Source organism: Pseudomonas sp. BP11-1-1 (assembly GCF_052112105.1).
Classification (GTDB): Bacteria; Pseudomonadota; Gammaproteobacteria; order Pseudomonadales; family Pseudomonadaceae; genus Aquipseudomonas; species Aquipseudomonas alvandae.
Genome location: NZ_JAUTYU010000004.1, coordinates 264,858 through 286,392 on the forward strand (window position 1 = coordinate 264,858; position 21,535 = coordinate 286,392).

19 protein-coding genes, 1 tRNA gene and 1 pseudogene are annotated in these 21,535 nt (G+C 62.5%); 11 read left to right on the forward strand and 10 right to left on the reverse strand.

Annotation, left to right across the window (positions count from 1 at the left end):
- Positions 1-117: 117 nt before the first annotated feature.
- Positions 118-2,133 carry an excinuclease ABC subunit UvrB gene (uvrB, locus tag Q7C33_RS10985; protein ID WP_030142041.1) on the reverse strand — a complete coding sequence of 672 codons (2,016 nt, stop codon included), beginning with the start codon at positions 2,131-2,133 and terminating at the stop codon, positions 118-120.
- A 332-nt stretch (positions 2,134-2,465) separates the two neighbouring features.
- Between uvrB and Q7C33_RS10990 the strand changes: the two genes are divergently transcribed.
- The 4 genes from Q7C33_RS10990 to Q7C33_RS11005 all read left to right on the forward strand — a co-directional run bounded on the left by Q7C33_RS10990 (position 2,466) and on the right by Q7C33_RS11005 (position 4,658).
- On the forward strand, positions 2,466-3,662 hold the full coding sequence (locus Q7C33_RS10990) for an amino acid aminotransferase (RefSeq protein WP_030142042.1): 1,197 nt from the start codon (positions 2,466-2,468) through the stop codon (positions 3,660-3,662).
- A gap of 195 nt (positions 3,663-3,857) precedes the next feature.
- Positions 3,858-3,933, forward strand: a tRNA-Asn gene (locus Q7C33_RS10995).
- Between the two features lie 259 nt (positions 3,934-4,192).
- On the forward strand, positions 4,193-4,387 hold the full coding sequence (locus Q7C33_RS11000; RefSeq protein ID WP_003179723.1) for a hypothetical protein: 195 nt from the start codon (positions 4,193-4,195) through the stop codon (positions 4,385-4,387).
- Positions 4,388-4,475: 88 nt separating this feature from the next.
- Positions 4,476-4,658, forward strand: coding sequence for a hypothetical protein (locus Q7C33_RS11005; RefSeq protein ID WP_030142043.1), 183 nt, complete (start codon positions 4,476-4,478; stop codon positions 4,656-4,658).
- On the opposite strand, the gene Q7C33_RS11010 is transcribed toward Q7C33_RS11005, so the two are convergent.
- Positions 4,655-5,716, reverse strand: a complete 1,062-nt coding sequence (locus Q7C33_RS11010; RefSeq protein WP_030142044.1) for an AI-2E family transporter — start codon at positions 5,714-5,716, stop codon at positions 4,655-4,657. The two genes, Q7C33_RS11005 and Q7C33_RS11010, sit on opposite strands and share 4 nt — an antisense overlap.
- 146 nt (positions 5,717-5,862) lie before the next feature.
- Between Q7C33_RS11010 and trhP the strand changes: the two genes are divergently transcribed.
- Positions 5,863-7,188 carry a prephenate-dependent tRNA uridine(34) hydroxylase TrhP gene (gene trhP, locus Q7C33_RS11015; RefSeq protein ID WP_407683383.1) on the forward strand — a complete coding sequence of 442 codons (1,326 nt, stop codon included), beginning with the start codon at positions 5,863-5,865 and terminating at the stop codon, positions 7,186-7,188.
- 279 nt (positions 7,189-7,467) lie between these two features.
- On the opposite strand, the gene Q7C33_RS11020 is transcribed toward trhP, so the two are convergent.
- From Q7C33_RS11020 to Q7C33_RS11050, 7 genes and pseudogenes are all read right to left on the reverse strand, one after another.
- A complete protein-coding gene (locus tag Q7C33_RS11020; protein WP_371914218.1) occupies positions 7,468-8,289 on the reverse strand; it encodes a methyl-accepting chemotaxis protein in 822 nt (273 codons plus the stop codon).
- A gap of 36 nt (positions 8,290-8,325) precedes the next feature.
- Positions 8,326-9,261 (reverse strand): annotated as a pseudogene (locus Q7C33_RS11025) (cache domain-containing protein); the annotation flags it as partial.
- Positions 9,262-9,370: 109 nt separating this feature from the next.
- A complete protein-coding gene (locus Q7C33_RS11030; RefSeq protein ID WP_187293354.1) occupies positions 9,371-10,687 on the reverse strand; it encodes a Na+/H+ antiporter family protein in 1,317 nt (438 codons plus the stop codon).
- Positions 10,688-10,922: 235 nt separating this feature from the next.
- Positions 10,923-12,236 (reverse strand): ATP-binding protein, encoded by a 1,314-nt coding sequence (locus Q7C33_RS11035; protein ID WP_030142048.1) that lies wholly within the window; start codon positions 12,234-12,236, stop codon positions 10,923-10,925.
- Positions 12,233-12,901, reverse strand: a complete 669-nt coding sequence (locus tag Q7C33_RS11040) for a response regulator transcription factor (protein ID WP_030142049.1) — start codon at positions 12,899-12,901, stop codon at positions 12,233-12,235. The genes Q7C33_RS11035 and Q7C33_RS11040 overlap by 4 nt, the downstream gene beginning before the upstream one ends.
- The gene (locus Q7C33_RS11045; protein WP_030142050.1) at positions 12,901-13,212 is read right to left on the reverse strand and encodes a PepSY domain-containing protein; all 312 of its coding nucleotides are present in this window, start codon (positions 13,210-13,212) and stop codon (positions 12,901-12,903) included. Before Q7C33_RS11045 ends, Q7C33_RS11040 begins: the two co-directional genes overlap by 1 nt.
- Positions 13,212-13,520: a PepSY domain-containing protein gene (locus Q7C33_RS11050; RefSeq protein WP_030142051.1), complete on the reverse strand. Its 309-nt coding sequence runs from the start codon at positions 13,518-13,520 to the stop codon at positions 13,212-13,214. Before Q7C33_RS11050 ends, Q7C33_RS11045 begins: the two co-directional genes overlap by 1 nt.
- A gap of 160 nt (positions 13,521-13,680) precedes the next feature.
- On the opposite strand from Q7C33_RS11050, the gene Q7C33_RS11055 reads away from it, so the two are divergent.
- The 5 genes from Q7C33_RS11055 to codA all read left to right on the forward strand — a co-directional run bounded on the left by Q7C33_RS11055 (position 13,681) and on the right by codA (position 18,952).
- Positions 13,681-14,760, forward strand: coding sequence for a patatin-like phospholipase family protein (locus Q7C33_RS11055; protein ID WP_198795926.1), 1,080 nt, complete (start codon positions 13,681-13,683; stop codon positions 14,758-14,760).
- Between the two features lie 83 nt (positions 14,761-14,843).
- A complete protein-coding gene (queD, locus tag Q7C33_RS11060; protein ID WP_025212792.1) occupies positions 14,844-15,200 on the forward strand; it encodes a 6-carboxytetrahydropterin synthase QueD in 357 nt (118 codons plus the stop codon).
- Between the two features lie 115 nt (positions 15,201-15,315).
- The gene (locus tag Q7C33_RS11065; protein ID WP_407683384.1) at positions 15,316-16,131 is read left to right on the forward strand and encodes an alpha/beta fold hydrolase; all 816 of its coding nucleotides are present in this window, start codon (positions 15,316-15,318) and stop codon (positions 16,129-16,131) included.
- 289 nt (positions 16,132-16,420) lie between these two features.
- The gene (gene codB / locus Q7C33_RS11070) at positions 16,421-17,692 is read left to right on the forward strand and encodes a cytosine permease (protein WP_030142054.1); all 1,272 of its coding nucleotides are present in this window, start codon (positions 16,421-16,423) and stop codon (positions 17,690-17,692) included.
- A 12-nt stretch (positions 17,693-17,704) separates the two neighbouring features.
- Positions 17,705-18,952, forward strand: coding sequence for a cytosine deaminase (gene codA, locus Q7C33_RS11075; RefSeq protein WP_407683385.1), 1,248 nt, complete (start codon positions 17,705-17,707; stop codon positions 18,950-18,952).
- A gap of 157 nt (positions 18,953-19,109) precedes the next feature.
- Here the strand turns inward: codA and Q7C33_RS11080 are convergent, their stop codons facing one another.
- On the reverse strand, positions 19,110-20,129 hold the full coding sequence (locus tag Q7C33_RS11080) for a diaminopimelate epimerase (protein ID WP_407683386.1): 1,020 nt from the start codon (positions 20,127-20,129) through the stop codon (positions 19,110-19,112).
- A gap of 180 nt (positions 20,130-20,309) precedes the next feature.
- On the opposite strand from Q7C33_RS11080, the gene Q7C33_RS11085 reads away from it, so the two are divergent.
- Positions 20,310-21,461, forward strand: a complete 1,152-nt coding sequence (locus Q7C33_RS11085) for an MFS transporter (protein ID WP_407683387.1) — start codon at positions 20,310-20,312, stop codon at positions 21,459-21,461.
- Positions 21,462-21,535: the final 74 nt, after the last annotated feature.

Here is a 21,535-nt window from a genome sequence, read left to right on the forward strand (position 1 = left end):
GAGTCGCCTCCTTCGCGAGCAAGCCCGCTCCCACAGGAGATCGCATGCAGCCTGGACGACTCGGTCAACTGTGGGAGCGGGCTTGCTCGCGAAGAGGCCGTCGAAGCCACCGCAAATTCAGACAGCCAGCAACCGCTCCCGCAACTTGCCAATCTCATCGCGCAATTGCGCCGCGGCTTCGAACTCCAGGTCCCGAGCCAGTTGATACATCTTCTCTTCCAACTGCCGGATTCGCTTGGTGATCTCACTCGGCGAGCGCAGTTCGGCCTCGTAGCGGGCGCTCTCTTCGGCGGCCTTGGCCATGCCCTTGCGCTTCTTGCTGCGCGAGCCGGGCACGGTGGCGCCTTCCATGATGTCGGCGACGTCCTTGAACACACCTTTAGGGGTGATGCCATTGGCCAGGTTGAAGGCGATCTGCTTGTCGCGGCGGCGCTCGGTCTCGCCGATGGCTCGCTCCATGGAACCGGTCATGCGGTCGGCATACAGAATCGCGCGGCCATTGAGGTTACGCGCCGCGCGGCCGATGGTCTGGATCAACGAGCGCTCGGAACGCAGGAAACCTTCCTTGTCTGCGTCCAGGATCGCCACCAGCGACACCTCGGGCATGTCCAGGCCTTCACGCAGCAGGTTAATGCCCACCAGCACGTCGAAGGTGCCCAGGCGCAGGTCGCGGATGATCTCGACCCGCTCCACGGTGTCGATGTCCGAGTGCAGGTAACGCACCCGCACGCCATGGTCGGCCAGGTAGTCGGTGAGGTCTTCGGCCATGCGCTTGGTCAGCGTGGTGACCAGCACCCGTTCCTCCAGCGCCACGCGCTTGGTGATTTCCGACAACAGGTCGTCGACCTGGGTCAGCGCCGGACGCACCTCGACTTGCGGGTCGACCAGGCCGGTCGGCCGTACCACCTGCTCGACCACCCGCCCGGCATGCTCGGCTTCGTAGTTGCCAGGGGTGGCCGAGACAAAAATCGTCTGCGGGCTGACGCTTTCCCATTCGTCGAAGCGCATCGGCCGGTTGTCCAGTGCCGAAGGCAGGCGGAAACCGTATTCCACCAGGGTTTCCTTGCGCGAACGGTCGCCTTTGTACATGGCGCCGACCTGAGGCACGCTGACGTGGGATTCGTCGATCACCAGCAAGGCGTCAGGCGGCAGGTAGTCATACAAGGTCGGCGGCGGCGCACCCGCCGGACGGCCCGACAGGTAGCGCGAGTAGTTCTCGATGCCGTTGCAGTAGCCCAGTTCCAGGATCATCTCCAGGTCGAACCGGGTCCGCTGCTCCAGACGCTGGGCTTCCACCAACTTGTTGTTCGAACGCAGATACTCCAGGCGCTCCTGCAACTCGACCTTGATCCCCTCGATGGCGTCCAGCAGGGTTTCCCGGGGCGTCACGTAGTGGCTCTTGGGGTAGAAGGTGAAGCGTGGCAACTTGCGGATCACTTCGCCGGTCAGCGGATCGAAGGCCGAGATGCTCTCGACTTCATCGTCGAACAGCTCGATGCGGATCGCTTCCAGGTCCGATTCCGCCGGGTAGATGTCGATCACATCGCCGCGCACCCGAAACGTCGCCCGGGCGAAATCCATGTCGTTGCGGGTGTACTGCAAGTCCGCCAGGCGCCGGAGCAAGGCGCGCTGGTCGAGTTTGTCGCCGCGGTCCACGTGCAGCACCATTTTCAGGTAGGTTTCCGGGCTGCCCAAGCCGTAGATGCACGACACCGTGGTGACGATGATCGCGTCCTTGCGTTCGAGCAGTGCCTTGGTCGCTGACAGCCGCATCTGTTCGATGTGGTCGTTGATCGAGGCGTCTTTCTCGATGAAGGTGTCCGACGACGGCACATACGCTTCGGGCTGGTAGTAGTCGTAGTAGGAAACGAAGTATTCCACGGCGTTGTTCGGGAAAAACGCCTTGAACTCGCCGTACAACTGCGCCGCCAGGGTCTTGTTCGGCGCCAGCACCAAAGTCGGTCGCTGCACCTGGGCGATCACGTTGGCGATGCTGAAGGTCTTGCCCGAGCCGGTTACACCGAGCAATGTCTGGTGCGCCAACCCGGCCTCGATGCCTTCGACCATCAGGCGGATGGCTTCTGGCTGGTCGCCGGCGGGCTGGAAGCGAGTGACGAGCTGGAATTCAGACATGACATGACCCCTGGGTTCATTCCTGTCGGCCAGGCGACGGGAACAAGAAAGACCGAAACGACTGACGCCGCCCGAGGAAAAAGTTGGAATTCACACAATGTGGAGGTGAATGCCTTCGCTTTCAAGACGAACGTCCTACACGCCTTGCAGACTTTGACGCTGCGAAGGGACTAACGGTCGAAAAAAATCGAAAATACTTACGGTAAACGCCGATTAGCCTGTCGCCCTGCCCGGTGATGGCCTCTATACTAGCTCCCCGTTTGTGCACCGCTCTAGTGCATCCGGCTGGAGCGCGACACGTCCCCTCACTCTCCATTCAGAGCCGCGCACTAATGAGCCTGTTTTCCGCTGTCGAATTGGCACCACGCGACCCCATCCTGGGCCTCAACGAAGCTTTCAACGCCGACCCCCGTACCAATAAGGTCAACCTGGGCGTGGGTGTTTACTGCAACGAAGAAGGGCGCATTCCATTGCTGCGCGCCGTGGTCGAAGCCGAGACGATTCGCGTGGCCCAGCACGTTTCCCGTGGCTACCTGCCGATCGACGGCATCGCCGCCTACGACCAGGCGGTCCAGACCCTGCTGTTCGGCAAGGACTCCGCGCTGATCGCCTCCGGTCGCGTCATCACCACCCAGGCCGTAGGCGGTACCGGCGCATTGAAGATCGGCGCCGACTTCCTCAAGCAACTGCTGCCTGACGCAGTCGTGGCCATCAGCGACCCGAGCTGGGAAAACCACCGCGCCCTGTTCGAAACCGCCGGCTTCCCGGTGCAGAACTATCGCTACTACGACGCCGCCACCCACGACGTGAACCGCAGCGGCCTGCTGGAAGACCTCAACGCCCTGCCCGACCGTTCGATCGTTGTGCTGCACGCCTGCTGCCACAACCCGACCGGCGTGGACCTGAGCCCGGAAGACTGGAAAAACGTGCTGGCCGTGGTCAAGGCCAAGAACCACGTTCCGTTCCTGGACATGGCCTACCAGGGCTTCGGCAAAGGCATCGATGAAGACGCCGCCGCCGTGCGCCTGTTCGCCGAGTCGGGCCTGACCTTCTTTGCCTCCAGCTCGTTCTCCAAGTCGTTCTCGCTCTACGGCGAGCGCGTCGGCGCCCTGTCGATCGTCAGCGAGTCGAAAGAAGAAAGTGCCCGCGTGCTGTCCCAGGTCAAGCGCGTGATCCGCACCAACTATTCCAACCCGCCGACCCACGGCGCCAGCATCGTCGCCGCCGTGCTCAACAGCCCGGAGCTGCGGGCCCAGTGGGAAGAAGAACTGGCCGAAATGCGCCTGCGCATCCGTGGCATGCGCGACCAGATGGTGGACATGCTGGCCAAGGCCGCACCGCACCACGACTTCAGCTTCGTCGCACGCCAGAGCGGGATGTTCTCCTACTCCGGCCTGACCGTTGAACAAGTGACGCGCCTGCGCAACGAGTTCGGCATCTATGCCCTGGACACCGGCCGCATCTGCGTGGCCGCGCTGAACCAGAACAACATCGAAGCGGTGACCAAGGCCATCGTCCAGGTGATCTGACACTCGACGGGTTGAAAAATGGGAGGCCCTTGGCCTCCCGTTTTTTTGGGCCAACCTTGTGGCGAGGGTTAGTGTTCCGGCCGGAGCTGTGTGAAGCGGTAACATTTGCTACCTGAACGCCTCAGCCACGAAAATCCCGCCCAATCATCAACCCAAGCTTGACTTCTCTTTTCCAATCAGTAACATACGCGTCATTCCGCGATAGCTCAGTTGGTAGAGCAAGTGACTGTTAATCACTGGGTCCCTGGTTCGAGTCCAGGTCGTGGAGCCAGACAGCAATAATCAAAGCCCCTGAATCGAAAGATCCAGGGGCTTTTTTGTGGGCGCTTTTCCAGCCTCCAAGGCCCGCTGATGGCCGTGGATCGCCTGTCCAAGGTCGCTACCAGAACAATAATCTGGCGCCAATGCGGCATCATGGTCTGAATCCTGCTTTGTTTTTCCAACTCCCCAAGCTGTCACCTGAGCGTCATGGCGGTGCCGCACACTGTCCCGGTCCGCCATTGCAGCTTCATAACAACAAGGACGAAGCCATGCCAACACAAAACCCTCACCGCATCGTCGGACTGTGCACCTCGAGCAAGGTGTACAACGCACTGACCGAGCTCAAGCACCTGGAAGGCCACCGCAGCGCCAAGTTCCTTTCCCTGCTCGCGGAAAACCTGGTCCGCAAGGGCCTGCTCAACGAGCAGGAAGTGGTGCACATGCTCGATCTGGTGGTCGATTGAGCGACATCGATTCCAACTATCGAGCCTGTTGATTTTTCCTCATCCCGCAGGACACGTAAGGTAACCCCATCGATTGATGGAGGTTCCCATGCCGAAGGTTCAAATCATGTCTGTTGTTGGCAGCGCCGTCCCCGCCCCGCTCAGGGAGCGCGGCCTGTTGGCTTGCTGGTATCTGGTGCAGGACGGCGTGACCGTCAGCGGCCCGCTGACTTCCCTGCCCGCCGCCCAAGCCATGTCGCAGCGTATCGGCCCTTACTTGCTGCGCGCCTAGGGCAATTGCACCCGAGGCGTGTTCTCGACGAACAACGCCCAGCAGGACATGAACAGCGCCGCGATCAACGGGCCGATGACGAAGCCGTTCAGGCCGAACACCGCCAACCCGCCCAGCGTCGAGACCAGCACCATGTAATCGGGCATCTTGGTGTCCTTGCCCACCAGGATCGGACGCAGGAAGTTGTCCACCAGGCCGATCACGAAGACGCCGAACAGCACCAGCACCACGCCCTGCCAGATCGAGCCGGAAAGCAGGAAATACACAGCCACCGGCGCCCAGACGATACCCGCGCCCACGGCCGGCAACAGTGACAGGAACGCCATCAGCACCGCCCAAGGCAACACCGTCGGAATGCCCAACACCCAGAAAATCAAGCCCCCCAGCGCACCTTGGGTGATCGCGACGAGCAGGTTGCCCTTCACGGTCGCCCGCACCACCCGGTTGAATTTCAGTTGCAGGCGGCGCTTCTGGTGCTCGGCCAAAGGCACGGCCGAGCGCACCTTGCGCACCAGCTCCGGACCGTCGCGCAGGAAGAAGAACAGCAAATAAAGCATCACGAAAAAACTCACCAGGAACTGGAACGTGCCCTGGCCGAAACTGAATGCCTGGGTGGCGAAGAACTCGCTGCCCTGCATCGCGCTCTTGACGATCTTGTCCCGCAGCCCGCTCAGGTTGCCCAAGCCGAAACGATCCAGCAGGTGCTGGAAGTACGGCGGCAGCGCGTCCTTGAAGCGAGCCAGGTAATCGGCAACATCCAGCTCGCCGCTTTCCAGGCTCTTGTACAGCGCCGCACCTTCCTGGACCAGCAAGGTACTGATGACAATCACCGGCAAGATCGCAATCAGCGTGCAGATGGCCAGGGTCAACAGCGTGGTGAGGTTGCGCGGCCAGTTGAGCTTGAATTGCAGGCGACGCTGCAGCGGCGCGAAGACGATACCCAGGATGACCGCCCAGAACACCGCCCCATAGAACGGCAGCAGGATCCAGACGAAGGCGATGCTGACCAGGATCAGCAGTACCATCTGCGACTTGTTTTGGAGGTTCTTGCGGTTCATTTGCTTTCCATGTCCTTGGCAGATAAACGTTAGTCCGCCAGGACTCGCCGGAGTGCCGTCGCGTCTGCCGCGCATCCTTGATCCAGATCAATACCGCCTGGCCGGCCGTGGCCTACCCTCGCCGCTTTTTGCGATCCGACGCCACCATGCCCCTCGTAGCCCCCGAACTGCTCGCCCCCGCTGGCACCTTGAAAAACATGCGCTATGCCTTTGCCTACGGTGCCGACGCGGTATACGCCGGTCAACCGCGCTACAGCTTGCGGGTGCGCAACAATGAATTCGACCACGCCAACCTGGCCGTCGGCATCGACGAGGCCCACGCGCAGGGCAAACGTTTCTACGTGGTGGTCAACATCGCCCCGCACAACGCCAAGTTGCGCACGTTCCTCAAGGATCTTGAACCGGTGATCGCCATGGGACCGGACGCCTTGATCATGTCCGACCCTGGACTGATCATGCTGGTCCGCCGGCATTTCCCACACATGCCGATCCACCTGTCGGTGCAGGCCAATACGGTGAACTGGGCGAGTGTCGAGTTCTGGCAACAACAGGGCGTGAGCCGGATCATCCTGTCCCGGGAGTTGTCGCTGGAGGAAATCGCCGAGATTCGCCAGCAGGTGCCGGCCATGGAACTGGAAGTGTTCGTCCACGGCGCGTTGTGCATGGCCTATTCCGGACGCTGCCTGCTGTCCGGCTATCTGAACAAGCGCGATGCCAACCAGGGCAGTTGCACCAACGCCTGTCGCTGGAAATATTCAGCACAACCGGCAGTGGAAAACACCGTGGGCGATATCGTCCAGGTGTATCAGCCGGAACCGACCCTGGGCCTCGGGGCGCCGACCGACCAGGTGTTCCTGCTGCAAGAGGCCAATCGCCCGGACGAATCCATGCCGGCCTTCGAAGACGAACACGGCACCTACATCATGAATGCCAAGGACCTGCGAGCCGTGCACCATGTGGAGAAACTCACCCACATGGGCGTGCATTCATTGAAGATCGAGGGCCGGACCAAGTCGCACTTCTATTGCGCGCGCACCACCCAGGTGTATCGCCGCGCCATCGATGACGCGGTGGCGGGCCGGGAGTTCGATCGCAGCCTCATGGCCGACCTGGAATCCCTCGCCCAGCGCGGCTATACCGAAGGCTTCCTGCGCCGGCATGTGCATGACGAATACCAGAACTACCAGAACGGCAGCTCGGTATCGGAGCGCCAGCAGTTCGTCGGGGAGCTGACCGGCGCCCGGCGCGAGCGCTTGGCCGAGGTCCGGGTAAAGAACCGCTTCGGCCTGGGGGATCACATGGAGCTGATGACACCCAAGGGCAATTTCCACTTCGACCTGCACCAGTTGCAAAACGTCAAGGGCCAAGGCATCGACGTCGCGCCGGGGGATGGGCACGTGGTGTATGTGCCGATTCCGGATGCGGTGGATTTGCGGTTCGGGTTGTTGATGCGGGATGTGCGGGAGCCATAGCACTGGCACTGATCCGATAATGCAGGCGCAACCAAACAACTGTGGGAGCGAGCTTGCTCGCGATGGCGGTGGGTCAGTCAAATGAATGCTGGCTGATCCGCCGCCATCGCGAGCAAGCTCGCTCCCACAAGGTTTTGTTGTGTTTGCGTCTGTCGAACCCGGCAGAAACTGCCGAAGGCTGCGATCCTCCGCTCTCGATAAGGCCTGGCGGGCCAGGCGAAAAACGTCTGGATCGAAAGCGAAAGATCGCAGCCTTCGGCAGCTCCTGCTGCCCCGGGATCAGATCCGGAACTGCCCCACCAACTTGCCCAGGCGCTGGCCCAGGTCGGCCAGGCTACGGGAAGTCTGGGCGCCGAGCTGGGTTTCGTCGGCGACGCTGTCCACGGCCACGGCAATCTGGTGCACGCTGCGGTTGATTTCCTCGGCCACGGCGGTTTGTTCCTCGGCGGCGCTGGCAATCTGGGCGTTCATCGAGTTGATGGTGCCGATCAGCTGGGCCATGGTATCCAGCGACGCGCCAGCCTCGTTGGCCCGTTCCGAAGTACCATCGCCAGCCTCGCTGGAACGGCGCATGGCCTCCACCGCCGCATGGGTACCCGACTGCAGGCGGTCGATCATCCCCTGGATTTCCTGGGTACTTTGCTGGGTCCGGCTGGCCAGGGCGCGAACTTCATCGGCCACCACCGCAAAACCACGCCCCGCCTCACCGGCACGCGCAGCCTCGATAGCAGCGTTGAGGGCCAGCAGGTTGGTCTGCTCGGCAATCGAACGAATCACCCCAAGCACGCTGACAATCGAAGCCACGTCCTGTTGCAGGCTGTCCAGGGACACCCCGCTGCTGCGGATATCGTTCACTAGTGCATGAATCTGCTGGATGCTGCCGGCCACCACCCGCTTGGCGGACTGGCCTTCTTCATCGGTCTGCTGGGCCGCGACGGCAGCACCCTGGGCACTGCGAGCGACTTCCTGGGCTGCGGACGACATCTCGTTGATCGCCGTGGCGACCTGATCGGTCTCGTGGCGCTGGCGCTCCATCGCCTGTTCGGAGCGCTGTGCCTGCTCGGACACCTGTGTTACCAGGCCGGTCAGTTGCGAGGTCATGTCGGTGATCTGCCGCACCAGGCCATGGATCTTGTCGACAAAACGGTTGAACGAACCGGCCAGTTGGCCCAGCTCATCCTGACTGGTGATCGCCAGGCGCCGGGTCAGGTCGCCCTCGCCCGCCGCGATGTCGTCGAGGTTGTCTTTCATCAGGTGCAGCGGCCGCAGGATGGTGTTGGCGAGCAGCAGGCCCACCACCGCGATCACCAGCAACACCACGGCGGCAATCCCGACGATGCTCAGGATCACGCCTTGCACGCGGTCGTGGACCTTGGCTTCCACCAGTGCGACCTGGGCTTCGATGCCGTCCAGGTTGACCGAGCTGCCGACCGCCATGTCCCATTTGGACAGGTATTCGGTATAGCCGAGCTTGGGCACCAGGTCCTTGCTGCCGGGCAGCGGCGAGCTGTATTCCAGGTAATGCGTACCGTCCTTGGCGACTTTCACCAGGTCGCGGTTGACGTAGACACCGTTCGGGTCGCGGTTGTCCTTGAAACTCTTGCCCACGCCATCGGGGCTGTTGGCCTTGAACAGGCGAATGGTCTCGGAGTCGTAGCCGAAGAAGTAACCATCCTTGCCATAACTGACGTTGGACAACAGCTTGATCGCCTGGGCGCGTGCCTCGTTGTCGCCAGGCGCGGCGGCATCGTAGAGCGGCTTGATCGCGGTAAGGCCCACCGCCACGTAGTTCTGCAACGTGGCCTTGGCTTCGCTGAGCAGACGCTCGCGAGTTTGCTGGACTTCGTTGCTGGCTTGCTCCTTCAAGATGAATGCCGTGGTCAAGCTGATGATCACCGCAGACAGCAAAACCGGCAGTATTGCCAGGGACAGGACTTTAGCCTTCAGGCTCAGGCGCATGCTGTTCACTCTTGTAGATGTTATGGCGTGGTTAGCTGGGTTAACGGCAGCGCACGGCAAAACTGTAGGACAAGGTGAACGGTTGGCGGGAGTCATTGAATTCAAGGGCCCCATCGCGAGCAAGCTCGCTCCCACAGGGGGATGATGCGAACACAAAATGTGTGAGCACCACCGGACCCTGTGGGAGCGAGCTTACTCGCGAAGAAGGCGGCGCGGTCTTGGCCTACAACACCATCGCCGCCACCCAACCAAACGCCAGCAGCGGCAGGTTGTAGTGGAGGAAGGTCGGGACCACGGTGTCCCAGATATGGTGGTGCTGGCCATCGATGTTCAGGCCGGAGGTCGGGCCCAAGGTCGAGTCCGAGGCGGGCGAGCCGGCGTCGCCCAGGGCACCCGCGGTGCCGACGATGCAAACGATCGCCAGCGGGCTGAAGCCCAGTTGCAGGCACAGCGGCACGAAGATGGTCGCCAGGATCGGCACCGTGGAGAACGACGAGCCGATGCCCATGGTCACCAACAGCCCCACCAGCAACATCAGCAGCGCACCGACGCCCTTGTTGTGGCCGATCCAGGCCGCCGAGGTTTCCACCAGGCTCTGGACTTCACCGGTGGCCTTCATCACTTCGGCGAAGCCCGAGGCGGCGATCATGATGAAACCGATCATCGCCATCATCTTCATGCCTTCGGTGAACAGGTCATCGGTCTCGCGCCAACGCACCACACCCGAGACCGAGAAGATCAGGAAGCCCGCCAGCGCACCGATGATCATCGAATCGAGCAGCAGTTGGATGGCGAATGCCGCCGCGATCGCCAGCCCCGCCACCAGCAGGCTGAGGGGGTTGTAGCGTACGGTGACCTGCTCGGCGCGAGCGATCTTCTTCAGGTCGTAGACGCGTTTTTTTCGATAGGAAATGAACGACAGCACCAGGCCAAACACCATGCCCAGCGCCGGGATGCCCATGGCGTGGGTGATGTTGATGCCGCTGACGTCCACGCCACTGCGGGCGATATTGGCGAGCAGGATCTCATTGAGGAAGATGTTGCCGAAGCCCACCGGCAGGAACATATACGGTGTGATCAGGCCGAAGGTCATGACGCAGGCGATCAGCCGGCGGTCCAGCTGCAGCTTGGTCAGCACATAAAGCAGCGGCGGCACCAGCAGCGGGATGAAGGCGATGTGAATGGGCAAGATGTTCTGCGAGGCGACGGCAACCGTGCCCAGCAGGCCGATCAGCACCCATTTGACGCCTGTGCCGCCCGCGGCGTCCTGACGATCCACCATGGCCAGGGCCTTGTCGGCCAGGGCGTGGGCCATGCCCGATTTGGCAATCGCCACCGCGAAAGCGCCCAGCAGCGCGTAGGACAATGCCACCGTAGCACCGCCACCGAGGCCTGCGTTGAACGCCTTGAGCGTCGCCTCGATCCCCAGGCCACCCATCAAGCCGCCGACCAATGCGCCGACAATCAGCGCGATCACCACGTGCACGCGGGACAAGCTGAGCACCAGCATGACGCCAACCGCGGCAATTACTGCATTTATCATCGTTACCTCAAAGCACAGCGATGGAAAGCCACCGGACAAAAAGGTCGCGACTTTGCAGCAAGCGGCGGCAAGCTGCAAGGGTCATGCAGCGGGTTTTGCAGTCACTGCCCATCCATTGTGGGAGCGAGCTTGCTCGCGATAGCGGAGGGTCAGTTGATATTCATTTTGCTGAACTGACGCTATCGCGAGCAAGCTCGCTCCCACAGGGGCTCTGCGCCACCATTGGTATGTTTCAGCGCCTGGGCAAGTCGATCACGACCTTCAACCCGCCCCATTCGCTTTCATCCAACGCCAACGTCCCGCCCCAGGTATCGACGATGTCGCGCACGATGCCCAGGCCCAGGCCGTGGCCGTCCGTCTGCTCGTCCAGGCGCGTGCCGCGGCTGAAGACCTGGTCGCGGCGGTCTTCGGGGATGCCCGGGCCGTCGTCCTCCACGGTCAGGCTGAAGCCCTCGGCCGTCTCGGTCACGCTCAAGCGCACTTCGGCGTCGGCCCATTTGCAGGCGTTGTCCAACAGGTTGCCCAACAGTTCCAGCAGGTCTTCCCGATCCCACGGCAGGTGCAAGCCGGGCGGCGCGACGCAGGCCAGATGCAGGTGCTCGCCATGGATCATGTTCAGCGTCGCCAGCAACCCCGGCAACTCGGCGTCGCAGTCCAGGTGTGCACCAGGCAAGGCATCGCCCGCCAACCGGGCGCGGTTGAGTTCGCGGTTCAGGCGCTGGCGGACCTGCTCAAGTTGTTCAAGCAACAGTTTGCGCAACTCCGGATAGGGATCGAGCTTTTCGTTCGAGGCCAGGCTTTGCAGCACCGCCAGCGGGGTTTTCAAGGCGTGGCCCAGGTTGCCCAGGGCATTGCGTGATCGCTTGAGGCTGTCTTCGGTATGGGCCAGCAGGTGGTTGATCTGTGCCACCAGCGGCTCCAGCTCCCTCGGTACCTGTTCATCGAGCTGCGAACGCTGCCCGCGCTGCAATTGGGCGATCTGCTCCCGGGCTTTCTCCAAGGGACGCAAGGCGCGCTGCACCGTAAGCCGTTGCAACAGCAGAATCAGCAGCAAGCCCGCCAAGCCAAGGCCAAGGCCGACCTGCTGCATTCGCAGGAAGCTGTCACGCACCGGGGTGTAGTCCTGGGCGACGCTGATGGAAATGGCCTGGCCCAGGCGTCGATAGTCGGTGCGCAAGACCAGCAGTTTCTGGCCTTCGGGGCCCAGTTGCAGGTTGCTGTGCAGCCCCGGATGGTCGAGCTGGGGCAGTTCCTGGTCCCATAGAGAACGAGAGCGCCAATGCTCTTCGGCAAAATCGATACGGAAGTAATGTCCCGAAAACGGTCTTAGATAAGCCGGGGACAAGCGTCGCTCATCCAGTTGCAGGCCTTGCGGACCACGTACCAGCGCCACCAACAGGTTTTCACTGTCGTTGCGCAATCCTGCTTCCAGGTAACGCTGCAAGCCCAACTCGAACAACCACAGACTGGTCTGTGCCAGGATCAGGCCGACCACGACCATCACACCGATCAGTCCAAGGCTCAGGCGCCGCTGGATGGATCTCACTGCGCCTGTCCGCCGAACAGGTAACCCTGGCCGCGGCGGGTTTCGATCACGCTGCGCCCCAATTTGCGGCGCAGGTGGTTGACGTGGACCTCCAGCACATTGGAATCGCGCTCGGTTTCACCGTCATATAGGTGCTCGGCGAGATGACTTTTGGACAGGATTTGTTCGGGATGGAGCATGAAATAGCGCAACAGGCGGAACTCGGCGGCGGTCAGTTGGATTTCCGCGCCGTCGCGAATCACGCATTGCCGACCTTCGTCCAGATGCAATCCCGCCGCCTGTAGCGTGGGCTGATTGACCTGGCCATGGGAACGGCGCAGCAGCGCCTGGATGCGCAGGTGCAGTTCCTCGGGATGGAACGGCTTGGTCAGGTAATCATCGGCCCCGGCCTTGAGCCCTTCGATGCGCTCGGCCCAGGAGCCGCGGGCAGTGAGGATCAGCACCGGAGTGCTCAAGCCTGCGGCCCGCCATTGGGCCAGGACGTCGAGCCCCGGCACTCCGGGCAGGCCAAGGTCGAGAATGATCAAGTCGTAGGGCTCGCTGCTGCCCTGGTACACCGCATCGCGACCATCGGCGAGCCAATCGACAGCGTAACCCTGTCGGGCCAGCCCGGCCATCAGCTCGTCGGCCAGGGGCACATGGTCTTCCACGAGGAGCAGGCGCATCAATCTTCCTTATCTTTGAGTAAACGGCCGGTTGCGGCCTCAAGGTCCAGTTCGCGCACTACGCCATCGGTATCCAGCAGCTCGACTTCATAAATATAGACGCCGTGCTTTTCCTCAAGCTCGGCTTCCAGCAACTTGGCGCCGGGGTGGCGGTCCAGTGCCTGTTGGAGCAAGTGTTCCAAGGGCAGGATCACACCCTGCTGGCGCAATTGCAGGGCTTCGTCCTGATCCAGGTCTCGGGCTGCCGCCAGCGAGCAAAACGTCAACAGCGCCAGCGCCCAGCGGCTGCGGGCGCGAAGATTAAGCTTCATTACGTATCCTGATGATTCTTGAGCACCTCGCCGGTAACGGCGTCGAGTTCCAGGTCCCACTCGATGCCTTTGGCATCACGCAGGTCCACCTTGTAACGGTACTTGCCGTAATCCTCTTCCAGCTCGGTATCGGTCACCTTGGCATCAGGGTGTTTGGCCAGGGCAGCGGCGTTGAGTTTCTCGAAGGACAGGATGGTACCAGCGTCCAGCAGTTTTTTGGCCTCGTGGTCATGGAGGTCTCTGGCTTGAGCCAAGCCAGCGGTCAGGATCATGAACGTCGCGATAAAAAAGGCAGTCAGGCGGTTCACGGGTTATCTCCTTTTTATAATTTCACCGGAAAACTGTATCGGGGTGAACTTAACTGAAACTGAATTGCCATCATGGAACACATGTCAATCTGGGAGCTTGCTCGCTCCCACAGGGTCTTGTGTCGTTATAATTCACCGCTTGCCAGCATTCGAGACCGGTATGACCGCCATCCATATCAAGTTCCCCGCCCTTGCCCTCAAGGCCGGCCCCCGTGCCTTCCAGCGTATCCGCCAGGCGGGCCTCAGTGCCGCCGACGTCGGCACCCTGCCCGGCGCCGCCGGTGGTCCGAAGGCATTGGGTATCCAGGGGCTGGACCTGGCACTGTTCGGTGAATGGCTCCCCGCCGCGCCCCGGGAGCGTTCGCTGATCGGCGCTTCGGTTGGTTCCTGGCGCTTTGCCAGCGCCTGCCTGCCGAACGCAGCCGAGGGCATCCAGCGCCTGGGCACGTTGTATAACGAACAGAGTTTCGCCAAAGGCGTGACCATGGCTGGCGTCAGCCAAAGCTCCCAGCGCATGCTCGATGACTTGCTGGAAGGCCGCGACCTGACGATCCTCGACAACCCGCATTACCGGCTCAACATCATGGTAGTCAAGAGCCACGGCCTGCTGTCACAAGACCACCGAGGCCGGCTGGGCCTGGGTCTGTCGTCGGTGATTGCCGACAACCTGCGGGGCCGCGCACGCCTGTCGCGGCATTTCGAACGACTGATCGTGCACGACCCACGCCTGGCCCCACCGCTGCATCCGCTGACAGACTTCCCATCGCGCTTCGTGCCCCTGGTGGCCGGCAACCTGCGCCAGGCACTGCTGGCGTCCGGCTCGATCCCGATGGTGATGGAGGGCGTGCGCGACCTCCCCGGTGCCGGCGCGGGCACCTACCGCGACGGCGGCTTGCTGGACTACCACCTCGACCTGCCCTACAGCGGCGAAGATATCGTCCTCTATCCGCATTTCACCGACCGGGTCATTCCCGGCTGGTTCGACAAGGGCCTGCCATGGCGCAAGGGCAACGCCGAGCGTCTCCAGGACGTGCTGTTGCTCGCCCCATCGCGCGAATACCTCGCCCGCCTGCCGTACGGCAAACTACCGGACCGCAACGACTTCAAGCGCTTCATGGGCGACGACGCGAGCCGCCGCAAATACTGGCGCACGGCGATGGACGAAAGCCGCCGGCTCGGCGACGAATTCCTGGAACTGACGGCCAACGGTGGATTGGGCGAGCGTTTGCTGACCCTTTAGTCAGCATGCTCGCGCATCACACGGATCAACCTGATAAACTCCGCCGCCTGCCTCGCGACCGCTACCTTAAAGAGCCTGAACCTGTGGAAATCTTCAAAGAATTCACCTTCGAATCCGCCCACCGTCTGCCCCACGTGCCCGAAGGCCACAAGTGCGGCCGGCTGCATGGCCACTCGTTCAAGGTGGCGATCCACCTCAGTGGCGACATCGACCCGCATACGGGCTGGATTCGCGACTTCTCGGAAATCAAGGCGATCTTCAAGCCGCTCTACGAGCGCCTTGACCACAACTACCTCAACGACATCCCTGGCCTGGAAAACCCGACCAGCGAAGTCCTGGCCAAGTGGATCTGGAATGAGTTGAAGCCGCTGCTGCCGGAACTCAGTGCCATTCGCATCCACGAGACCTGCACCAGCGGCTGCATCTATCACGGCGAATAACGCCGCTCTCCGGCAAGGGCGCTTTTGTGGTGAGGGCGCTTGCTCCCTCGCCACGGTTTGTTCTGCCGATGTATTGGCCTATGATTCCAAAGCCAATTCAGACGGGAGCTCGAGCATGACCCACTGGCCGCTGGATCAGGTCTACGACTTCAACGGGCACTCTGTCCGCTACGCCATCCACGGCGAAGGCCCGCCGCTGGTATTCGTCCATGGCACGCCGTTTTCTTCCTATGTATGGCATCGGATCGCGCCGCTGTTCTTCACTACGCACCGAGTGCACTACTTCGACCTGCTGGGTTATGGCCAGTCCGCGCAACCAGATGCCGACGTGTCCCTGGGCGTACAGAACCAACTGCTTGCCCAACTGCTGGAACACTGGAAGCTGGAACACCCCGACGTGGTGGCCCATGACTTCGGGGGCGCCACCGCGCTGCGTACGCACTTGCTCAATGGCAAGGACTACCGCAGCCTCACCCTGATCGACCCGGTGGCCCTTTCACCGTGGGGTTCACCTTTTGTCCAGCACGTGCGCCGGCACGAAGCGGCGTTCAGCGGCCTCCCCGACTACATCCAGCGCACCATCGTCCCGACTTACATCCGCGGCGCGATCAAGCGGGACATTCCCGATGAAGAATTGGCGCCCTACGTGCAACCGTGGCTTGGCGAGCCGGGCCAGGCGGCGTTCTATCGGCAGATTGCGCAGATGGACGAGTGCTACACCTGCGAGGTCGAAGGGCTGTACCCGAGCGTACGCTGCCCGACCCAGATATTGTGGGGCGAAGATGACCAGTGGATCCCCATCGAGCGCGGTCGGACGTTGCACGGGATGATTCCGGGGGCGCTGTTTCAGCCCGTTCCGAACGCTGGGCACCTGGTCCAGGAAGACGCGCCGGAAGTGATTGTCGCGGCAGTTATGCGGTTCCTGGCGTGACTTCCCTCGATACAAGCACGGCGCATTCCCCTGTGGGAGCGGGCTTGCTCGCGAAGGCGGTGTGTCAGGTCCAGATACATTGACTGACACACCTTCGCGAGCAGGCTCGCTCCCACAAAAAACCGGATAAGCAGTGAGCGCTGTGTTCCAACTTGAATCACCGCCGCACCGCTTTCGCTCCTCGCAGCACACCCAACCCACAAATTGACTATAAATAACCAGCCCTCACCCGCTTGGCACGGCCGCTGCACGCTTGCGACTTCCCTTCTCCTACGCAAGGACCGCCACAATGACTCAGAACGATCCGGGCAACGACTATCCCTTGAGCGAAGTCCCGATGAGCGCTCGCAAGGGTTTGGCCTCCACGGCCATGGTGCTGCTGGGCTTCACGTTTTTCACCGCGACCATGTTTGCCGGCGGCAAGCTGGGCGTGGCGTTCGGTTTTGCCGAGATGCTCACAGTCATCGTCATCGGCAATCTGCTGCTGGGCCTTTATGCCGCGGGCCTGGGTTATATCGCCTTCAAGAGCGGGCTCAATTCGGTGCTGATGGGCCGCTTCTGTTTTGGAGAGGTGGGCAGCAAGCTCAGCGACTTGATCCTCGGCTTTACCCAGATCGGCTGGTACGCCTGGGGCACGGCCACCGCGGCGGTGGTGCTGGGCAAGTATTTCGAATTGGGCCAGGGGACGGTGCTGGGGCTGATGGTGCTGTTCGGGCTGGGCTTCTGCGCCACGGCGTACATCGGCTATCGCGGACTGGAGATTCTTTCGTACGTCGCCGTACCGGCCATGCTGTTGCTGCTGATGCTCTCGATGTGGGTCGCGACGCAGAAGATCGGCGGCCTCGACGGGCTGCTGGCAGTCGTGCCCACGGGCAACCTGGACTGGTCGACGGCGATCACCCTGGTTTTCGGCACGTTTGTCAGCGGCGCCACCCAGGCGACCAATTGGACTCGATTCTCCCGTTCGGCGAAGGTCGCGGTGCTGGCGAGCCTGATCGGCTTTTTCCTCGGCAACGGCCTGATGGTGCTGATCGGTGCCTACGGGGCCATCGTCTATCAACAGCCTGACGTGGTCGAAGTGCTGCTGTTGCAGGGCTTTGCCATGGCCGCGATGGCGATGTTGCTGCTGAACATCTGGAGCACCCAGGACAACACCATCTACAACTTCGCCGTGGCCGGCTGCAACCTGCTGCGCACCCGTCGACGCAAGGCGGTCACCCTGGCCGGCGCGGTGATCGGCACGCTGCTGGCGCTGCTGGGCATGTACGACATGCTGGTGCCTTATCTGATTCTGCTCGGCACGGTCATCCCGCCGATTGGCGGGGTGATCATGGCCGATTTCTTCTTCCGCTGGCGCGGTCGTTACCCGCGCCTGGCAGAGACGCAGCTGCCAGCGTTCAACTGGCCCGGGCTGTGCGCCTATGGCGTCGGCACCGTGGCCGCTTTCAACTCGCCATGGATCGCACCACTGGTAGGAATCGCCGCCGGCGCGCTAACGTATGTGCTATTGATCGGCGTAACCGGCACTCGCACTGCTGACGCGCCCCTACAAGACCTCTAAAGGACTCGCCCGATGCACATCATCAACGCCCGCCTGCGCAATCGTGAAGGCTTGCATGAACTGCACCTGGAAAACGGCCTGATCGCCAGTATCGCCCGGCAGACCGAGGCCCCCAGCCTGGGGGCCGAAGACATCGACGCCGGCGGCAACCTGGTCGTGCCGCCCTTCGTCGAGCCGCACATTCACCTGGACGCCACGCTGACCGCTGGCGAACCGCGCTGGAACATGAGTGGCACGTTGTTCGAGGGCATCGAGTGCTGGGGCGAACGCAAGGCCACCATCACCCACGAGGACACCAAGACCCGCGCCCGGAAAACCCTCCAGGCCCTCGCTGCCCATGGCATCCAACATGTGCGCACCCACGTCGACGTGACCGATCCCACACTCACCGCCCTCAAGGCAATGCTCGAAGTACGCGAAGAGAGCCGTCATCTGGTGGACATGCAGATCGTCGCGTTTCCCCAGGAAGGCATCGAGTCCTACCGCAACGGCCGCGAGCTGATGGAAGAAGCGATCCGCATGGGCGCCGACGTGGTGGGCGGCATTCCACATTTCGAGTACACCCGCGACCAGGGCGTCAGCTCGGTGAAATTCCTCATGGACCTGGCCGAACGCACCGGTTGCCTGGTGGACGTGCATTGCGACGAAACCGACGACCCGCACTCGCGCTTTCTCGAAGTGCTCGCCGAAGAAGCCCGCAGCCGCGACATGGGCGCCCGCGTCACCGCCAGCCACACCACCGCCATGGGCTCCTACGACAACGCCTACTGCGCCAAGTTGTTCCGCCTGCTCGGGCACTCGGGCATCAGCTTCGTCTCCTGCCCGACCGAAAGCATTCACCTGCAGGGACGCTTCGACAGTTTTCCCAAGCGCCGCGGCGTCACGCGGGTCAATGAACTGCTCGAAGCCGGGATGAACGTGTGCTTCGGCCAGGACTCCATCGTCGATCCGTGGTACCCGCTGGGCAACGGCAACATCCTGCGGGTGCTCGAAGCCGGGCTGCATATCTGCCACATGCTCGGCTACCGCAACCTGCAAAGTGCCCTGGACCTGGTCACCGACAACAGCGCCAAGGCCATGAACCTGGGCGAGCGCTACGGGCTGGAGCCTGGCCGTCCGGCGAACCTGCTGGTCCTCTCGGCCGACAGCGACTACGAAGTGATCCGCAGCCAGGGCCTGCCGCTCTACTCGATTCGCAACGGTGAAGTATTGATGAAGCGGCAGATGCCGGTGGTGGAGTTCGGGCCGCAGCTGGACTGAAATCACCAATACCTGCAGGAGCGAGCTTGCTCCGGGCGGCGATCCGACGATAGCGGTCTGTCCGTTGACAGCGATGTGACCGACCGGGCGCTATCGCGAGCAAGCTCGCTCCCACAGGGGACCTCAGTCGTGCACTGATTTTGCGCCCGCCGAATATCTACTGTGGGAGCGAGCTTGCTCGCGATGGGGTCATTGGCCGCGCCGCACCAAACAATCTGACCCGCACCAGCTCCCCCGCCTCTTCTTCCAGCAGAATCGGCGCAGTCCCGCCCGGCATCACGACCCTGACCACCCCGGCCTTCACCCAACCCACCCGCCACGCGGCACTGGCCACGGCGCTGGCGCTGGTGCCCGACGACGCGGTAGGGCCTTCGCCCCGCTCGAACACCCGGGCGGCGATTTGTCCTTCGGCTTCGAGCCGCGCCCATTGCAGATTGATCCCTGCCAGACAAGGAACTCCCGCCCCGCCCGGCGCCGCATAGGCAATGTCGGTCAGGACCCGCGACAGGGCCCGCGCGCGCATCTGCGCAAGGCTGGGCAACGCCGCCGCATCATCGAGCAAAGTCACACAGTGAGGATTGCCGATGCGCACGAACTGGCTGTAGCCCCACGCCGTGTTCAAGGCGTGAAGCGCTGGAACACGGCTCACTTCGCACGGGCCGAACATCACGTTTTCGACACCATGGGCGGCCACGGCCCGTGGTCCGAACAGCGGCGCGCCCAGGTCCAACCAAAAACCCTGGACACCTTCGAATTCAGCAGTGCGAACCGAGGTCTGCACCGGTGAGACGCCTTCAGTTTTGTCGTGATGAACCTGCAGCAGACATTCACCGTCGCCCACCAGCAAACCTCGCTCCTGCAAGGCCATGGAAAAAATCGTCAAGCCATTGCCGCTACGCTCGGCAAGCGTCCCGTCGGTATTGACGATCAACACGTCAAACGGCGGTGCGTCCTGAAACGGGCCGATCAGCAGGCCGTCACTGCGATGGGCCTTGGCATCCGGCGGCGCTTCGCCCGGCGCCCATGCACAAAAAGCCTGCACAGCGGCAGCGCTCCAGGTTTCTCGGGTTTGCGCAGCCTGGGCAGCAGACGATGGCAGGTCGATCCCCAGGGCACGGACTTGCCGTGGCGAAACGACGCCATAGATATTGCCGCGTGCATCGTAGAACTGTGCCATGGACAAACCCGGATCGATCAACAAGGGCCGTTACTGTATGCCGGCGAAGACTACGAGGGCAAAGCTTGCCGGACACCCTGGCATTCGCGTCGGCACCTTGAGGTCGCAGTGAGGTCAGTGGATATGCAAGCATAGGCGCCTGCTCGCAACACCGTACCGCACGAAAGCCAAGGACGTTTCATGACCGCGATTCCCCCTCCACCCACGTTTGCTCCAGGCCGCCTGGAACAGATGTCCACCCGCATCGCCTACCTCATCGCCGGGATCGGCATCGCCGCCTGGGCGCCGCTGGTGCCTTACGCCAAGGTGCGGGCGAACCTGGACGAAGGCACCCTGGGGTTGCTGTTGCTGTGCCTTGGGGTCGGGTCGATCCTGGCGATGCCGATTTCCGGCGCCCTGGCGGCACGGTTCGGCTGCCGTCGGGTGCTCTGTGGCGGCACGCTTTTGGTCTGCCTGGCATTGCCGCTGTTGGCAACGATGAGTTCCCTGCCATGGCTGGTGGCGGCGTTGTTTTTGTTCGGCGCCGGGCTCGGCACCGTGGACTCCACCGTGAACCTGCAAGCGGTCATCGTCGAGCGCGCCAGCGGCAAGACCATGATGTCGGGTTTCCACGGCATGTTCAGCCTCGGCGGGATCATCGGCGCGGCCGGCGTCAGTGCGCTGCTCGGCCTGGGGCTTTCACCGCTGGTGGCGACGCTGGCGGTCAATGCCGTGCTGTTGGTGGCGCTGTTCAAGGCGGCGCCGCACCTGCTGCCCTACGGCAGTGAAAGTTCAGGTCCGGCGTTTGCCATTCCCCACGGCGTGGTGCTGTTTATCGGCATCCTGTGCTTCATCGTATTCCTGGCCGAAGGCGCGGTGCTGGACTGGAGCGCCGTATTCCTGGCTAGCGAGCGCGCGGTGGATACCGCCTATGCCGGGTTGGGTTATGCCGCGTTTGCCTTGACCATGACCGTCGGCCGGCTGACCGGCGATTCGGTGGTGCATCGCCTGGGCGCCAAGCGCGTGATCATCTACGGCGGGTCGATCGCGGCGGCGGGTTTCCTGATCGCCACCGTCGCACCGATGTGGCAAGCGGCGCTGCTGGGTTATGCATTGGTCGGCGCCGGGTGTTCGAACATCGTGCCCGTGCTGTACACCGCCGTCGGCAAACAGACATTGATGCCCGAAGCCATCGCCGTGCCGGCCATCACCACCATCGGCTATGCCGGCATCCTCGCGGGGCCGGCATTGATCGGGTTTGTTGCCCATGGCAGTAGCCTGGGTATTGCGTTCGGGTTGATTGCACTGTCGTTGGTGGCGGTGGCGGCCAGTGGGAAGGTGTTGAAGGTCTGAGGTCTTGCAGATTTCCCCGTGGCGAGGGAGCTTGCTCCCGCTCGGCTGCGAAGCAGTCGTAAACCGATGTATGC

Excerpts from the sequence above, each read along its gene's own strand:
- uvrB (WP_030142041.1), bottom strand. The coding sequence starts at position 2,133 with ATGTCTGAATTCCAGCTCGTCACTCGCTTCCAGCCCGCCGGCGACCAG.
- Q7C33_RS10990 (WP_030142042.1), top strand. The coding sequence starts at position 2,466 with ATGAGCCTGTTTTCCGCTGTCGAATTGGCACCACGCGACCCCATCCTG.
- Q7C33_RS11000 (WP_003179723.1), top strand. The coding sequence starts at position 4,193 with ATGCCAACACAAAACCCTCACCGCATCGTCGGACTGTGCACCTCGAGC.
- Q7C33_RS11005 (WP_030142043.1), top strand. The coding sequence starts at position 4,476 with ATGCCGAAGGTTCAAATCATGTCTGTTGTTGGCAGCGCCGTCCCCGCC.
- Q7C33_RS11010 (WP_030142044.1), bottom strand. The coding sequence starts at position 5,716 with ATGAACCGCAAGAACCTCCAAAACAAGTCGCAGATGGTACTGCTGATC.
- trhP (WP_407683383.1), top strand. The coding sequence starts at position 5,863 with ATGCCCCTCGTAGCCCCCGAACTGCTCGCCCCCGCTGGCACCTTGAAA.
- Q7C33_RS11020 (WP_371914218.1), bottom strand. The coding sequence starts at position 8,289 with ATGACCTCGCAACTGACCGGCCTGGTAACACAGGTGTCCGAGCAGGCA.
- Q7C33_RS11040 (WP_030142049.1), bottom strand. The coding sequence starts at position 12,901 with ATGCGCCTGCTCCTCGTGGAAGACCATGTGCCCCTGGCCGACGAGCTG.
- Q7C33_RS11045 (WP_030142050.1), bottom strand. The coding sequence starts at position 13,212 with ATGAAGCTTAATCTTCGCGCCCGCAGCCGCTGGGCGCTGGCGCTGTTG.
- Q7C33_RS11055 (WP_198795926.1), top strand. The coding sequence starts at position 13,681 with ATGACCGCCATCCATATCAAGTTCCCCGCCCTTGCCCTCAAGGCCGGC.
- Q7C33_RS11065 (WP_407683384.1), top strand. The coding sequence starts at position 15,316 with ATGACCCACTGGCCGCTGGATCAGGTCTACGACTTCAACGGGCACTCT.
- codB (WP_030142054.1), top strand. The coding sequence starts at position 16,421 with ATGACTCAGAACGATCCGGGCAACGACTATCCCTTGAGCGAAGTCCCG.
- codA (WP_407683385.1), top strand. The coding sequence starts at position 17,705 with ATGCACATCATCAACGCCCGCCTGCGCAATCGTGAAGGCTTGCATGAA.
- Q7C33_RS11080 (WP_407683386.1), bottom strand. The coding sequence starts at position 20,129 with ATGGCACAGTTCTACGATGCACGCGGCAATATCTATGGCGTCGTTTCG.
- Q7C33_RS11085 (WP_407683387.1), top strand. The coding sequence starts at position 20,310 with ATGACCGCGATTCCCCCTCCACCCACGTTTGCTCCAGGCCGCCTGGAA.